Here is a 14,981-nt window from a genome sequence, read left to right as displayed (position 1 = left end):
AAGTGTGCACCCGGACGCGGTAGAAATCAAGAGCACTGCTCTCGAATTGTGGAAGGATCGTCGCATGGCGACCGGACGAAGCCGCGCGGAGAACCGCGCGATGATGACCGACGAGATCCGCAGACTCGGACGCGAGCATCTCGCCACCCACGGCGCAGCGGGTCTGTCACTGCGGGCGATCGCCCGCGAGATGGGTGTCGTGTCGTCGGCGGTCTACCGATACGTCCCCAGTCGCGACGACCTGCTGACGATGCTGCTCGTCGAGGCCTACAACGACGTCGGCGATGCGATCGACGCGGCGGTCGAGACGGTCGACCCCACCCGCCGCCGGGAGCGACTGCTCGCCGCGGCCGAGGCCGCCCGGGACTGGGCACTCGCCGACCCCGCCCGCTGGGCACTGCTCTACGGCAGTCCGGTCCCGGGCTACACCGCACCCGGCGACCAGACCATCGAGCCGGGTACGCGCATCCCCGCCCTGCTCCTGCGCGAGTGCGCGGCCGCCTACTCCGAGGGTCTCATCCGGGACGACCTACCTACTCCCGCAATCGAAGTCACCGATGACATGGCCGCCATCCGCGACGAGTTCGGCATCGACACCCCGGTCCGCGTGCTGGCGGCGTCGACCACCCTGTGGGCGGTCCTGGTCGGCGCCATCAGCCTGGAGACCTTCGGCCAGTACGGCAAGGACACCTTCGCCCACCCCGCAGAGCTGTTCCGGTCACAGATCGAACTGACGCTGTCGATGTTGTTCGCCGACCCGGATTGACGTCATCACGCCGGCCGAGCAGTCACCGCGCGATCGTCCGCGGCTCCTCCACCCCGGCGAGCTTGTCGGGATTGCGCATCGCGTAGATCTGCTCGATCACACCGTCGACGATGTGGAACGTGAAGGCGCCCTGTAGTTTCCCGTCGAAGTACACCAACATGCCCGGCTCGTGATTGAACACGGCGACCTCGGCCCGGTAGTCGTCGATCGTCGCCCCGAGTCGCGCGAATCCGGTGAGCAGGCGCGCCACCGGCAGGGCGCCCCGGACCGGCCGTTTGACCGCGGTGGCCTTGCCGTCGCTGTCGGCCGTGAACACGACGTCGGGAGACAGCAGCGTCATGAGGGACTCGACCTCCCCCGACTGCGCGGCGGCGAGGAACTCCTGGACGACCGCGCCGGCACGTTGCGCATCGACCGGTTCGAAACGGGGCCGCCGCGACTCGACATGCGAGCGTGCCCGATGCGCGATCTGGCGAACCGCGGCCGAGGACTTCGAGACCATCGTCCCGATCTCGGTGAAGGAGAAACCGAACACCTCGCGCAGGACGAACACCGCACGCTCGTCGGGGCTCAGGGACTCCAACACCACCAGCATCGCCGTGGACACCGACTCGGCCAGTACGACGTCGTCGGCGAGATCGCGGTCGTCGAGCAGGATCGGCTCCGGAAGCCACGGGCCGACGTACTCCTCCCGACGCCGCGAGCGGGAACGCAGGGCGTTGAGTGCCTGGCGCGTGACGATCTTCGCGAGGTAGGCCTTCGGGTCGGTGACATCGGCGTCGTCGACCTCGGCCCACCTCAGGTAGCTCTCCTGCAGGACGTCGTCCGCGTCGGCCGCGGACCCGACGATCTCGTAGGCGACCGTGAACAGCAGCGGCCGAAGTTCCGCGAAACGTGTTGCTCGACGGTCGGATTCGCTGCTGTTCACCATCGTGCTCCTCATCGGAGGGCCGGTTCGGTCGTCGTGGTCAGGTCGCCGCCGCGGAACCACCGGAATGCACCGGGGTGGGTGGCCTCATGACGGATGTTCCACACCGTACCGCGGCACACCAGCTCCTTGGTCCAGGCCGCGAGACGACCGGTCACCACTGCACGCGCCGGCGAATCGTCGCGACGCGTGAACTGCAGGGTGGCCGAGCGGCGGCCGATGCTGGCGCACTGCGCGACGAAACCCTGGTCGACGGGATTCGGCTGTTCACCGGCGATCCGGGCGAGCACCGCTTCGGCCGCCTGAGCACCCAGCGGCTCGGCGGCCTGGCAGCTCATCCTCAGGGGCATGCCCTCGACCGCGACCGCGTCACCGGCGCCGACGATCCGATCGTCGTCGATGCCGGCCAGGGTCGCGTCCGTGCGCAGGCGGCCGATCTCGTCGGTCGCCAGGCCGCTGTCGGCCGCCAGTTCCGGGGCCTCGAAGCCGGTGGCGAGAATCGTTGCCGCGCTCGGCAGTACGTTTCGTTCGCCGTCGATGTCGACGGTGACGGTCCGCTCGCCGATCTCGACCACGCGGCCCGTGTCCACGACGTCGACGCCGAGTCGGATCAACTGCTTCTCCGTGGCGCTCCGGGCCCGCTCCCCCACCGATGACGCGATCCCCCGGCCGCCCACCAGACGCACGTCGTGCCCACGTTCGGCGAGTTCGGCGGCGACCTCGATCCCGGTGAGTCCCCCACCGACGACGGTGATCATCTCGTGTGCGCCGAGACCTTCCACGCGTTCGCGAATCCGTTGTGCGCTCGCCCAATCGGCGATGAACAGGGCATGCTCCGCCCCGGGGATCTCCGGGGTTCGGTGCCGGGTACCGATCGCATAGATCAGGTGGTCGTAGTCGAGGTGCGCGCCCGACGCGAGATGCACACGGCGCGCACCGGCGTCGATACGCGTGGCGGTGTCGACGACGACGCGGATGTCGTCGGCCAGCACATCGTCGAAGCCGACCAGCGGATCACCGGTTCCCGAGACGAACTGGTGCAACCGGATGCGCTGCACGAAGAACGGTTGCGGGTTCACGACCGTGACGGCGACGGCGGGGTTGCGCCGGAGCCGGTTGGCCGCCATCGCGCCGGCATAGCCCGCGCCGAGGACGACCACGTGCGTCCGTGCGACTACCTGGATTTCCTGCGTGGTGTCGGTGGTGTTCATGGTTCTGCCTTCCGTCGGTGTTCGAGGTGGTCATCCTCGAGACACCGACGGCGGCAGAAATGTGACAGCTACCGCGAAACCGGTGGTCAGCCGGCCTTCGCGACATCGGCGGTGACCCCGTCACCGAGCTCGAGGGACCCCGGCGCGCCCTCCGCGGTGACGTCGAACTCCACGGCGAGAACCTCACCGGCGATGAGGCCGGCGTGGGTCTGCGCCCACTCGAGACGCTCGGCCGGGACGACGAGGCGCACCGTGATGCGATCGGAGACGTCGAGGTCGAGGTTGCGGCGCGCGTCCTGCAGCTCGCGCACACGGTCCTTCGCCCAGCCCTCGGCCTCCAGCTCGGGGGTCACCGCGGTGTCGAGGACGACCAGTCCCCGGCCACCGGGCAGCTCCGCGGTGGAATCGGGTTCGACGGCCACGAGCTTCCTGGTGAACTCGCCGTCGTGCAGCTCGATGCCGTCGGCGACGACGACCTCGGAACCGTCGGCCCCGGCCTGCACCGACCAGTTGCCCGACTTGACCGCCTTGATGGCGCGCTGCACGTCCTTGCCCAGACGCGGCCCGGCCGCGCGGGCGTTGACCGCGATCTCATAGCGCCCGTACTCGCTGGCGTCGGTGGCGAGCGTGACCGCCTTGACGTTCATCTCGTCCTTGACCAGGTCGACGTAGGGCTCGAGCGCGGCGGCGGTCGGCGACGCGACGGTCAGACCGGGCAGCGGGAGACGCACACGCAGCTTGTTGGCCTTGCGCACGCTCGACGCGACCGAACAGACCGCCTGCACCTCGTCCATCGCGGCCACCAGGTCCGCATCAGCGGGCAGCTCGTCGGCGGTCGGCCAGTCCGTCAGGTGGACCGACCGTTCGCCGGTGAGTCCGCGCCAGATGGCCTCGGTCGCCAGCGGCAGCAGGGGCGACGCGAGGCGGGCGGCCACTTCGAGCACCGTGTACAGGGTGTCGAAGGCATCGGTGTCCTCGTCCTGACCGGCCCAGAACCGTGCCCGCGAACGACGCACGTACCAGTTGGTCAGCGCCTCGACGAACTCGCGGAAGGCGTCGCATGCACCCGCGATGTCGTAGACGTCGAGCGCCTCGGTCATCGCGTCCCGCGTGGTCGCGAGCTTCGCCAGGATGTACCGGTCGAGGACGTGCCGGGAGTCGGTCCGCCACGTCGCCGGACGCTCCGCGTACAGCTGCAGGAAGCTGTAGGCGTTCCACAACGGCAGCAGCGCCTGACGCACACCCTCCCGGATGCCGCGCTCGGTCACCACCAGGTTGCCACCGCGAAGGATCGGCGACGCCATCAGGAACCAGCGCATGGCGTCGGAGCCGTCGCGGTCGAAGACCTCGTTGACATCCGGGTAGTTGCGCTTGGACTTGGACATCTTCTGGCCGTCGTCGCCCAGCACGATGCCGTGCGCGGCAACGGTTTTGAATGCCGGGCGGTCGAAGAGGGCCGTCGCCAGCACGTGCATGGTGTAGAACCAGCCGCGCGTCTGTCCGTTGTATTCGACGATGAAGTCGCCCGGGTTGTGCGGCGGGGCGCCTGCCGAGTCCCCACCGTCGAACCAGTCGCGGTTCTCGAACGGGTAGTGCACCTGGGCATACGGCATCGAACCGGACTCGAACCAGCAGTCGAGCACCTCGGGCACACGGCGCATGGTCGACTGCCCGGTCGGATCGTCCGGGTTCGGCCGGGTCAGCTCGTCGATGTGAGGCCGGTGCAGGTTGTCCGGGCGCACGCCGAAGTCGCGCTCGAGTTCGTCGAGCGAACCGTAGACGTCGGTGCGCGGGTACTCCGGGTTGTCGGAGATCCACACCGGCAGCGGCGCACCCCAGTAGCGGTTGCGGCTGATGTTCCAGTCGCGCGCACCCTCGAGCCACTTGCCGAACTGGCCGTCACGGATGTGTTCGGGCACCCAGGTGATCTGCTTGTTCAGCTCCACCATGCGGTCGCGGAACTGGGTGACGGCCACGAACCACGACGGCACCGCCATGTAGATCAGCGGCTGTCCCGACCGCCACGAGTGCGGGTAGGAGTGCTCGATGGTCTCGTGTCGCAGGATGCGGCCGGCCGCCTTGAGGTCCTTGATGATGACCGGGTTGGCGTCGAAGACCATCTGGCCCTCGTACGGCGGAACCTGCGAGGTGAAACGGCCGCCCGGGTCGAGCGGCTGCACGACCTCGATGCCGTTGGCGGTCGCGAGCTCCATGTCCTCTTCACCGAAGGCGGGCGCGAGGTGCACGACGCCGGTGCCGCTCTCGGTGGTCACGTAGTCGCCGAGCAACACCCGGTGCGCGTTCGGGTGTCCGACGAAGAAGTCGAAGGGCGGTGTGTAGGAGAGGTTCTCGAGATCCTTGCCCAGATGGGTGCCGACCACCTCGGGTTCGGCGATCTCCTTGGCGTACGCGCCCAGCAACGCCTCGGCCAGCAGGTACTGCCGACCGTCGGCGGCCTTGACGTGGACGTAGGTGACCTCGGGGTTGACCGCGATCGCGAGGTTCGAGGGCAGCGTCCAGGGCGTCGTGGTCCAGATCAGTGCGTTGACACCGTCGAGCGAGGCCAGCGGACCCTCGGGCACCGACAGCGGCATCAGAACGGTCACCGCCGGGTCCTGACGCATCCGGTAGGCGTCGTCGAGCTTGGATTCCTGGTTCGACAACGGCGTCTGCTCGTACCAGCTGTAGGGCAGCACGCGGTAGCCCTGGTAGATCAGGCCCTTGTCGTAGAGCGCCTTGAACGCCCACATGACCGACTCCATGAAGTCGAGGTCAAGCGTCTTGTAGTCGTTGTCGAAGTCCACCCAGCGCGCCTGGCGGGTGACATAGTCGCGCCACTCGCCGGTGTAGCGGAGAACCGAGTCACGGCAGTACTCGTTGAACTTCGCCATGCCCATCTTCTCGATCTCCGACTTGTCGGTGATCCCGAGCTGCCGCTCGGCCTCGAGTTCGGCGGGCAGACCGTGTGTGTCCCAACCGAATCGGCGATCGACCTTCTTGCCACGCATGGTCTGGTACCGCGGTACCACATCCTTGACGTAGCCGGTCAGGAGATGGCCGTAGTGCGGCAGGCCGTTGGCGAAGGGCGGGCCGTCGTAGAAGACGAACTCCTCGGCGTCGGCACGGTTGTCGATGGAGGCGGCGAAGGTCGAGTCGGCGTCCCAGTATTTCAGGACGTTCTGCTCCACGGACGGGAAATCGGGGGCGCTTCGCCCCGTCCCACCCGTCATGTCAACTTTGGGGTACACACGCCCGGTCGCATTCGCGCCCGTCTCGTTGGCGTTGGTCACGGCTCGTCTCCTCGTGCCTGATGATGTCGCTCCTCGGCACGGGGACGCACACCGTCAGGTCTGCGCGGTACCACCCCGCTTGCGCCGGAACCCCGGCGCCACTCATCGGATCGCGCGGGTCACCCCGTACGGTCCTGTGGCTATGACGGGCCACGCCCGCCCGGTTCTACTGAGCGCCTCACGGTGCCGTTCTTCCGGGTGCTCCCCGGTGATGGCCGGATCAACGCGTCAACCAGTGTAACGACGCACCGCCCGAACGGGCGAATCGCCTATCGCCGTCCGGGCGGTGCATCGTGGTGAGAACCAGGTCCTCGTATGAACAAGATCAATCGATCGGCGGACGCCAGTTCGGGTCGAGCGGATCGAAGTCCGGCGCGCGTCGCCGTCCCGGCCTCGGTTCAGGGGATTCGGTCTGTTCCCCCGGCGGCCGTTCGCCGGCCTGTGCCGGATCGGATCGCGGGGAGTCCTGCCCCCACCCCGGCAATTGTCCGGAAGGCCCCTGCCCGTACTGCGGCTGGGGACCCGAAGGCGGCGCCCCGTACTGCGGAGCGCGTGGACCGGGCTGGGACGGACCGGACTGCGGCGACCGGGGAGCCTGGGGTGGCCGGCCACCGGACTGCTGCGGACCCGCCGTCCGATGGGGCGCACGCGGCGGCGGCCCCGATGGCGCCCGGCCAGCGGCCGGCTGTCCACCCGGCGTCGGACCCGATGACGGCGGCGGACCGGAGTCGGCTGCGGGGCCGACGGGCTCGCCGACCGACCGCAGGTAGTCCTCGAGGTTGCCCTCTCGACGTTCCGGCGCCGGACGACTCTCGGGTGACGGCCGAGGAGCCGACGGTCCCGACGGTTCGGCCATCCCGGGTTCGAAGGACGGAGGCTCGTAGGCAGCCGTCTCGCGATCGGCGTTGTCGTCGGTCTCGTCCTCGCGTCCGGCTCCCGGGACCATGTCCTCCAGAGATCGCGCGGCGTCCCGGTTACGACCCGAGAACACATCGACGAGCAGGAAGGCCAGGCCGAGGAGACAGATGACGATGCAGGCAACGGCAAGCCACACGGTCCCGGTGATGAGACCGAGGATGAGCAGCACGAACCCGATGAGGGTCGCGCCCAGGGCCAAGCTCAGCACATCACCAGCCTAGGGTGCATGACCGGCGCGCGGTCAGCTCGGCGAGTAGCTGCTGAAACCGCCGCTGCCCGGGTCGTTCGAGAACGACTGATCGGGACGACCACCCTCGACCGGTGCCGCGCTGCCGCGCTGCTGCAGCTCCTCGAGCTGCGATTCGAGGTAGGTCTTCAGGCGGGTGCGATACTCACGCTCGAACGTCTTGAGCTGCTCGATCCGACCCTCGAGCACACCACGCTGCTGGTTGATCGTGCCCATGATCTCGCTGTGCTTGCGCTCGGCATCGCTCTGGAGTGCGTCCGCACGCTCCTGCGCCTGCCGCAGCTGCGCCTCGGAACGGGTCTGCGCGTCGGCCAGGATTGCCTCCGAACGCTGACGCGCGTCGGCGAGCATGGCATCGGACTTGCTCTGCGCCTCCGAAACCATCGTGTCGGCGCGGGTCTGCGCATCTGCCAGCATCGCGTCGGCATCGGCGCGTGCGCTGCCGGTCAGGCGATCCGCGGTGTCCTGCGCCAGCGCGAGGACGCGGGCGGCGCGGACGTTGGCGTCGTCGTTGGCGACAGGCGCGGCGGGCTGCTGGACGGGAGCGGGCTGCTCCTGCACCGGCGGCTTGGCGAACATCTGGGTCCGCTCCTCGGCGGGGGCGGCGCCGGCTCCCGACCGGGCGTCGGCGAGCTCACCCTCGAGCTCCTCGACGCGCTGCTTCAGGTCGGTGTTCTCTTCGATCAGCCGGGCGAGCTCGGCCTCGACGAAATCGAGGAACTGATCGACCTCATCCTCGTTGTAGCCGCGCTTACCGATAGGCGGTTTGCTGAACGCGACGTTGTGCACATCAGCTGGAGTCAGCCGCATGTCGGTTCCCCTCGTGTCTGTGGTGGAGCTTGTGTTCAGTTGGCGTGCCGTCCAACCCGGGTCGCGCGACGTGAGTCGTTCGACCAATACAGGTTGTCACTAACTATTCATACCAGTCAAAAATAGTAACTGGCGTCCAATCCTGTCACATGCGAACCGTAGGTTGCACCCTTGATGTTCGGCCGGATCGAAACTGTCCGATTCGGCAGGGACATCTGAAGACGACCACCAACGGTAGTTCATCGCCGTACCTCAAGGTACTCGGGTCGGAGGGGCGCCGGGGGCCGAGCCGCGGGCGGACTAGGAGCGGGTGAGAACCAGTGCGGTGGCCAGCGACTCGGCGACCGCGTCGGCGCGGAGACCGTTGACGACATTCATGGCGATGATGACGACGAGCATGACGATCATGAGCGACAGATCCAGGCGGATCGGCCCCAGCGGGATCGGCGGCAGGATGCGGCGCAACGCCTTGATCGGCGGGTCGGTCAGGGTGAACACCGTCTCGATGATCACCACCGCCACCCCGGTGGGTCGCCACTCACGGGCGAACGTCCGCACCAACTCGACGACGAGCCGGCCCAGGAGAAGCAACCAGAAGACCAACAGGACGTAATACAGGACGCCCAACAGAATCGCAGCCACGCGTCAAGATTGCCTGAAGAGCACCGAACGATGCGAACCGAGGGTGCCCACCAGCATCAGGCGTGGTTGTAGAAGCCGGTCTCGGCGATCTTGCGCCGATCCTCGGGCGACACGTCGACGTCGGCCGGCGACAGCAGGAAGACCTTGGTCGCGACCTTGTCGAAGGAACCGCGGAGCGCGAAGGCCAGGCCCGCGGCGAAGTCGACGAGACGCTTGGCGTCGTCGTTGGTCATGTCGACGAGGTCCATGATGACCGGGTTGCCGTCGCGGAAGCGCTCACCGATCGTGCGGGCCTCGCCGTAGTCCGAGGGGCGCAGGGTGGTGATCTTCTGCAGCGGGCCGTCGGCGAAGACGCGCTCGAGTTCCCGGTGCTCGGCACTCATCGGTCGCGACGAGGCGGCACGCAGGCCGGCACTCGACGAACGCTGCAGCGGCTCGAGGCGAGCTGCCGAACGCATCGGCGCCTCGGGGGCGGGCCGCGGTCCGGCGTAGGCGAATTCGGGGGCGAAGTCGCCGGCGAGTTCGTATCCGCCGTCGAAACGACGGTCGTCGTAGGCCATCTCGTCGCGGTAGCCGGCGTCGCGGAAACCGACATCGCGGAGCGACGGCTCGTAGCCGGGGTCGTAGGAGGAGTCGCCGTAGTAGTCGTCACGGTAGGCGCGCTCACGCGACGGGACACGCAGCGCCGAGCCCGACTCCTCGAGGTAGTCGTCCTCGTACTCGCTGGGCGGCACCATGCCGAAATACGCCTTGAACTTCTGCATCGTGGTCATTGTCGGCCTCTCTGTCGTGCGACGCCGGTGTGTGCAACCCCGCCGGATGGTGCATCTGATGTCACTGAGCTTGTTGAGATGTCTGTGTCACTTGGTTCTGGTGTTACCAATGTGATTACTGAGAGAGTAGCGGCCGCTCGCCCATGATCGCGGTTCCGACACGCACGCATGTCGACCCGGCTTCAACCGCCTCTTCCATGTCACCGGACATTCCCGCAGACAGTTCGACGGCGTCGGCGTACTGCTCGCGAAAAGCGTTGTGGATACGGGCGGATTCGGCCATCCAGTGCTTCCGCTCGCCACTGAGCGGAGCGATGACCATGAGGCCGCGCAGCGTCAGCGCATCGTCGTTCGACACCTGTTCGGCGAGTGCCGGAAGATCGACCTCGACGACTCCACCACGCTGCGGGTCTCCGTCGAGACTCACCTGGAGCAGCACGCCGAGAGGCTCGGCCCGCTCCCCTTCGTCGAGCGCGGCGCGCGCGGCCCGCCCCAGGGCGTCGACCACCTTCGGACGGTCCACCGAGTGCACCGCACGCGCCCAGCGCGCGATACTACGGGCCTTTTTCGACTGGACCGTGCCGATCATGTCGAACACCGGTACGTCGGCCACATCGGCCGGACTCCAGTCGGCGAGCACCTCGGCGACCTTCCGTCCGGCCTCGGGTTCACGGGACTCGCCGAACAATCGGACCCCCAGCCTCAGCAACCGCCGGACGTCGTCGGCCGGGAAGTACTTGGTGACGACCATGAGCGCACACGAACCCGCCGGACGGCCCGCGGATGCGATGGCTGCGTCGAGTCGCTCGCGCACCGCGTCGAGACGCCCGGACAGCTCGGCGGTGCGTGCGTCATCGAAAGAGTCGTTCATGTCCCCCATCATTCTCCGCGTGGAGCACCGGGGGTCTACTCCCCGTCCGGCGCACTCTCGTCCATCCAGATCACCGATGCCAGGCGGCCGGTCGGCGCGCCACGCCGGTGGCTGAAGAGGCTCGTGTCCGAGATCGTGCAGCGCGGGTCCACCGCGACCCCGGCGACCCCGGCCTCGAGGAGCTGGCGGCGCAGGCCCGCTCGGAGGTCGAGACCGGCGGTGCCCTTCTTGGTGCGACTGGCGCTTCCGGGCAGATGCTTCTCGACGTCGGCCTGCATCGCCGGAGGCACCTCGTACTGCTCACCGGAGGCCGCCGGCCCGAGGAACGCACCGATCGACTCGACGCGCGCACCGAGTTCGACCATCACCTTCAGGGTCTCGCGCACGATGCCGACGCGAGCGCCCATGCGGCCGGCGTGGACGCCGGCGATCACCCCGGCCTCGTCGTCGCTGAGGAGCACCGGCACGCAGTCGGCCGACAGCACCGCGAGCGCGAGACCCGGCGTGGTGGTCACGAGCGCGTCGGTCGCGGGGACCGGCTCGTCGACGGGTCCCTCGACCACGGTCACATTCCGGCTGTGGATCTGTTCCATCCAGACGACCGACGATGCGGGCAACCCGATCTGCTCGGCCAGACGATTCCGGTTGGCGGCCACCGCCGCCGGGTCGTCTCCGACGTGGTCACCGAGATTGAACGAGTCATACGGTGCCACCGAGACGCCGCCGGCACGCGTGGTGACCACACGACGAACCCGCATGCGGGTCAGCGCTTCATGAAGGACGGCACGTCGACGTCGTCGTCGTCGAGGTGCACGGTGTTGCGACGCGGGGGCTCCGGCTCACGCTCGCCACCGAAGGGGTCACCCGAGCCCTTCGGCATGTCGCCGAAGAGCGGGTCGTTCTTCGGCGGCGCCGAGACCGCACCGGCCTGTCCCTGGCCGACGGCCGTGCGACCGGACGCGGCCGGGACGTCGGAACGCTTCTTCGGGGTGCCGCCGTCGAATCCGGCGGCGATGACGGTGACGCGGACCTCGTCGCCGAGGTTGTCGTCGATCACGGTGCCGAAGATGATGTTGGCGTCCTCGTGGGCCGCCTCCTGGACCTGGGTCGCCGCGTTGTGGATCTCGAACAGTCCGAGGTCGCTTCCGCCGGCGATCGAGATCAGCACGCCCCGGGCGCCTTCCATCGACGCCTCGAGCAGCGGCGAGTTGATGGCCGACTCCGCCGCCTTCTTGGCGCGGTCCTCGCCGCGGGCGGAACCGATACCCATCAGCGCGCTGCCGGCGTCACTCATGACGCCCTTCACGTCGGCGAAGTCGACGTTGATCAGACCCGGGGTGGTGATGAGATCGGTGATGCCCTGGACACCGTTGAGGAGCACCTCGTCGGCGCTGCGGAACGCGTCCATGAGGCTCACCTGGGCGTCGCCGAGCTGCAGCAGGCGGTCGTTCGGGATGACGATGAGTGTGTCGCAGGATTCACGCAGGGCGGTGATGCCCGCCTCGGCCTGTCCCCCGCGACGCTTGCCCTCGAAGGAGAACGGGCGGGTGACCACACCGACGGTGAGCGCGCCGAGTTTGCGGGCGATCTGCGCGACGACCGGAGCACCGCCGGTACCGGTGCCGCCACCCTCACCCGCGGTCACGAAGACCATGTCCGCACCCTTGAGGAGTTCCTCGATCTCGTCGCGGGCGTCCTCGGCGGCGCGTCGGCCGACCTCCGGGTCGGCGCCGGCACCCAGGCCACGGGTGGAGTCGCGACCGACGTCGAGCTTGACGTCGGCGTCGCTCATCAGCAGGGCCTGCGCGTCGGTGTTGATCGCGATGAACTCGACTCCCTTGAGCCCCTGCTCGATCATGCGGTTGACGGCATTCACGCCGCCGCCGCCGATGCCGACGACCTTGATGACGGCCAGGTAGTTGTGCGGTGGCGTCATGCGCTCGCCTTCCTCGTAATGGATCGTGCTCTGTGTTTCGGGTGCTGATTTCTCAGCGCCAGGTGCTGGCAAAACCCTAAACCTGAACCATAGATTTAGAGTTATGTCAAGTAGTTCGTTGTGGAGATGACGCTAGGCATCGCGGGCCCCGGTATCCACAACAGCGCCCGGCGTGTCGGGAAGTCGCACCCGAATTTCGGTGAATCCGGCCGATCGTCAACGAATCTGGCGCCGCTCCGGCCGACGGAGACCGCCGGGATCATTTGTACGCCGGGAATTCGGGACTCGACACGTTGTACATCTTGGCGTCGCGGCTCAACAGGTACGTGAGGGTTCGCGCCTTCTCCGCTCCCCGGTCGCTGTCCCCCCACACGACCCGCCGGCTCTCGGTGAGGATGAACTCGATGTCGACTGGCGAGGTCGCCGTCACCCGGATGACCTGCCGCGCCAGCGATTCCGGGAGTCCGGCGACCGCGGTGATCGCCTCCCGGGTGGTGGGATCGGCCGGGCCGGGATTCGGGGTCTCGAGCACGGGGAGCTTGAGCACCTCGGGCGGCACGCCCTGGGCGCGGACATAGTGGAGGAAGGACACCCCCGAACGATCGAGGACGTGGACCTCGTCCCCGCTCGTCACGATCACCACCGGCATCCGCTCGACGACGGTGATCGTCAGCGACGACGGGTAGGACCGCTGCACACGGACCGATTCGACCGACGGGATGGTGGCGACCCGCTGCGCGACGGCTCGGGTGTCCACCTGGAGCAGCGGGGTGCCCGGTGCGACGGCGGCGGCGCGGAGTATCTCGTCGGCCGGGACCGAACCGTTGTCCCGGATGTCGGTGTTGCGCACCGACATCAGCGGGGTCAGATAGGCGATCAGGACCAGCCCGACCCCGGCGGCGACGACCATGAGGGTGCCGAGGATCAGGCGCGACCGGCGGCGGGTCGGCCAGCGGATCACGGCACTCCCGTGAGGTCCCCGTTTCCGGAGCCCTCACCGTTCTCGTGCACGGCGTCGTTCCCGGTGTTCCCGCCGAGGGCGGCGAGGATCTCGGGTCCCTGCATGGTGATGTCGCCGGCGCCCAGGGTCAGCACGATGTCGCCGGGCCGGGCGAGTTCGGCGACCTGACCGGCCAGACGCGACAGATCCGGTGCGAACACCGACGGCGAGGTGAGCTGGTCCGCGATCGTCCGCCCGCTCACACCCGGGATCGGCGCCTCGCGGGCGCCGTAGACGTCGGCGACGACCACGGTGTCGGCGAGGTCGAGAGCGGCGGCGAACTCGTCGGCGAATTCGAGAGTGCGGGAGTACAGGTGGGGTTGGAAGACCGCGATGACACGGCCGCGCGGCGCGTCGGGTCCGACCCGTGCGGCCATCATCGCCTGGGCCGCAGAGAGCACCGACCGCACCTCGGTCGGATGGTGGGCGTAGTCGTCGATGACCTCGACGCCGCCCCGGCGTCCGCGGAACTCGAAACGGCGATGGACGCCGCCGAATGCGCCGATCCCCGCGAGGACTCGGTCGAGGGCCCCGACCAAGTCGGTGCCGGTGTCGGCACCGTTCATCCGGACGGCGCCGATCACCGCGGCGATGGCGTTGAGCGCCATGTGTTCTCCGGGAAGCGGGAGCACGAGTTCACGGTCGACGACCGTGCCGGCCTCGTCGGCGGGGCCGGTCACCGGCGTCGTGAACCGGACCCGTGCCGCTCCCCCGGTGCCGCGCGGCTCCCAGGACAGCAGCGTCGCCACGTTGGGCACCACCGGCGCCAGCCCGGCGTGGGTCCCGCGGCCGTAGCCGACGGTCGTGACCCCGCGCGCGGCCAGGGCGTCGGAGACACGTCCGGCCAGTGCGGCCGATCCGGGGTCGTCGAGGCACACCACGAGGGTGCCGCCGGTCCGGATACGTTCGGTGAACTTGTCGAACACCTCCACATAGGCCTCGATCGACCCGAAGAAGTCGAGATGGTCGGCGTCGATGTTGGTGACGACGACGACGTCGGGGGTGTATTCGAGCAACGAACCGTCGCTCTCGTCGGCCTCGGCCACGAAGACGGGGTCGCCACCGTGATGGGCGTTGGTGCCGGACTCGTTGAGCTCCCCGCCGATGGCGAACGACGGGTCGCTGCCGGCGTGCTGGAGCGCGACGACAGCCATCGAGGTGGTCGAGGTCTTGCCGTGGGTCCCGGCGAGCAGCAGTGTCCGGTCGCCCTCCATGAGCTGGGCCAGCACGCGGGGGCGCAACAGGATCGGGATGCCCCGCGACCGGGCGGCCACCAGCTCGGGGTTGGTCTTGGGAATCGCGGCATGCGTGGTCACCACCACCGACGGCCCGCCCGGGATCTGGTCGAGTGCGGACGGATCGTGCCCCACCTGGACGCGGGCTCCACGGGTGCGGAGTTCGAGGATTCCGCGGCTGTTCTTGGCATCGGAGCCCGACACCTGACCACCGCGGGCCAGCAGGATTCGCGCGAGCCCGGACATCCCGGCGCCGCCGATGCCGACCATGTGCACGCGGGCCAGCTGCGGCGGCAGTCCTCCGGTTCCCACGGTCGTCCCCTCGCTCATGTCGTCACCTCCCGCACCGTCCCG

The 14,981-nt window shown here is 68.6% G+C and carries 13 protein-coding genes; 1 reads left to right on the top strand and 12 read right to left on the bottom strand.

From position 1 onward, the window contains the following. Positions 1-64: 64 nt before the first annotated feature. The gene (locus tag BPODLACK_RS03820; protein ID WP_159404765.1) at positions 65-766 is read left to right on the top strand and encodes a TetR/AcrR family transcriptional regulator; all 702 of its coding nucleotides are present in this window, start codon (positions 65-67) and stop codon (positions 764-766) included. A gap of 22 nt (positions 767-788) precedes the next feature. Here BPODLACK_RS03820 and BPODLACK_RS03815 read toward each other — a convergent pair whose 3' ends face one another. From BPODLACK_RS03815 to murC, 12 genes are all read right to left on the bottom strand, one after another. Beyond that, entirely contained in the window at positions 789-1,697 is a 909-nt protein-coding gene (locus BPODLACK_RS03815) for an RNA polymerase sigma-70 factor (protein WP_159404764.1), read from the bottom strand. A gap of 8 nt (positions 1,698-1,705) precedes the next feature. Next, positions 1,706-2,905 (bottom strand): NAD(P)/FAD-dependent oxidoreductase, encoded by a 1,200-nt coding sequence (locus BPODLACK_RS03810; RefSeq protein WP_159404763.1) that lies wholly within the window; start codon positions 2,903-2,905, stop codon positions 1,706-1,708. A gap of 86 nt (positions 2,906-2,991) precedes the next feature. Further along, positions 2,992-6,195 carry an isoleucine--tRNA ligase gene (gene ileS / locus BPODLACK_RS03805; protein WP_159404762.1) on the bottom strand — a complete coding sequence of 1,068 codons (3,204 nt, stop codon included), beginning with the start codon at positions 6,193-6,195 and terminating at the stop codon, positions 2,992-2,994. 325 nt (positions 6,196-6,520) lie between these two features. After that, positions 6,521-7,321: a hypothetical protein gene (locus tag BPODLACK_RS03800; RefSeq protein WP_159404761.1), complete on the bottom strand. Its 801-nt coding sequence runs from the start codon at positions 7,319-7,321 to the stop codon at positions 6,521-6,523. A 33-nt stretch (positions 7,322-7,354) separates the two neighbouring features. Continuing rightward, positions 7,355-8,170: a DivIVA-like cell division protein Wag31 gene (wag31, locus tag BPODLACK_RS03795; RefSeq protein WP_159404760.1), complete on the bottom strand. Its 816-nt coding sequence runs from the start codon at positions 8,168-8,170 to the stop codon at positions 7,355-7,357. A gap of 300 nt (positions 8,171-8,470) precedes the next feature. Then, entirely contained in the window at positions 8,471-8,812 is a 342-nt protein-coding gene (locus BPODLACK_RS03790; RefSeq protein ID WP_024500368.1) for a YggT family protein, read from the bottom strand. Positions 8,813-8,868: 56 nt separating this feature from the next. Beyond that, positions 8,869-9,585: a cell division protein SepF gene (locus BPODLACK_RS03785; RefSeq protein WP_024500369.1), complete on the bottom strand. Its 717-nt coding sequence runs from the start codon at positions 9,583-9,585 to the stop codon at positions 8,869-8,871. A 115-nt stretch (positions 9,586-9,700) separates the two neighbouring features. Further along, positions 9,701-10,465: a YggS family pyridoxal phosphate-dependent enzyme gene (locus BPODLACK_RS03780; RefSeq protein ID WP_159404859.1), complete on the bottom strand. Its 765-nt coding sequence runs from the start codon at positions 10,463-10,465 to the stop codon at positions 9,701-9,703. A 26-nt stretch (positions 10,466-10,491) separates the two neighbouring features. After that, the gene (gene pgeF, locus BPODLACK_RS03775) at positions 10,492-11,214 is read right to left on the bottom strand and encodes a peptidoglycan editing factor PgeF (RefSeq protein ID WP_159404759.1); all 723 of its coding nucleotides are present in this window, start codon (positions 11,212-11,214) and stop codon (positions 10,492-10,494) included. A 5-nt stretch (positions 11,215-11,219) separates the two neighbouring features. Continuing rightward, entirely contained in the window at positions 11,220-12,392 is a 1,173-nt protein-coding gene (gene ftsZ / locus BPODLACK_RS03770; RefSeq protein ID WP_024500372.1) for a cell division protein FtsZ, read from the bottom strand. 259 nt (positions 12,393-12,651) lie between these two features. Then, positions 12,652-13,353, bottom strand: coding sequence for a cell division protein FtsQ/DivIB (locus BPODLACK_RS03765; protein ID WP_159404758.1), 702 nt, complete (start codon positions 13,351-13,353; stop codon positions 12,652-12,654). After that, the gene (gene murC / locus BPODLACK_RS03760) at positions 13,350-14,957 is read right to left on the bottom strand and encodes a UDP-N-acetylmuramate--L-alanine ligase (RefSeq protein WP_159404757.1); all 1,608 of its coding nucleotides are present in this window, start codon (positions 14,955-14,957) and stop codon (positions 13,350-13,352) included. The genes BPODLACK_RS03765 and murC overlap by 4 nt, the downstream gene beginning before the upstream one ends. Positions 14,958-14,981: the final 24 nt, after the last annotated feature.

It is taken from the genome of Gordonia sp. YY1, from assembly GCF_009872315.1.
In the GTDB taxonomy this organism is placed as follows: domain Bacteria; phylum Actinomycetota; class Actinomycetes; order Mycobacteriales; family Mycobacteriaceae; genus Gordonia; species Gordonia amicalis.
The sequence above is the reverse complement of the archived record's forward strand: the minus strand, read 5'-3'. Positions and strand labels throughout refer to the sequence as shown.

Coding starts and splice junctions, on each gene's coding strand:
- ftsZ (WP_024500372.1), bottom strand. CDS start 12,392: ATGACGCCACCGCACAACTACCTGGCCGTCATCAAGGTCGTCGGCATC.
- wag31 (WP_159404760.1), bottom strand. CDS start 8,170: ATGCGGCTGACTCCAGCTGATGTGCACAACGTCGCGTTCAGCAAACCG.
- BPODLACK_RS03780 (WP_159404859.1), bottom strand. CDS start 10,465: ATGGGGGACATGAACGACTCTTTCGATGACGCACGCACCGCCGAGCTG.
- BPODLACK_RS03820 (WP_159404765.1), top strand. CDS start 65: ATGGCGACCGGACGAAGCCGCGCGGAGAACCGCGCGATGATGACCGAC.
- BPODLACK_RS03815 (WP_159404764.1), bottom strand. CDS start 1,697: ATGGTGAACAGCAGCGAATCCGACCGTCGAGCAACACGTTTCGCGGAA.
- murC (WP_159404757.1), bottom strand. CDS start 14,957: ATGAGCGAGGGGACGACCGTGGGAACCGGAGGACTGCCGCCGCAGCTG.
- pgeF (WP_159404759.1), bottom strand. CDS start 11,214: ATGCGGGTTCGTCGTGTGGTCACCACGCGTGCCGGCGGCGTCTCGGTG.
- BPODLACK_RS03810 (WP_159404763.1), bottom strand. CDS start 2,905: ATGAACACCACCGACACCACGCAGGAAATCCAGGTAGTCGCACGGACG.
- BPODLACK_RS03785 (WP_024500369.1), bottom strand. CDS start 9,585: ATGACCACGATGCAGAAGTTCAAGGCGTATTTCGGCATGGTGCCGCCC.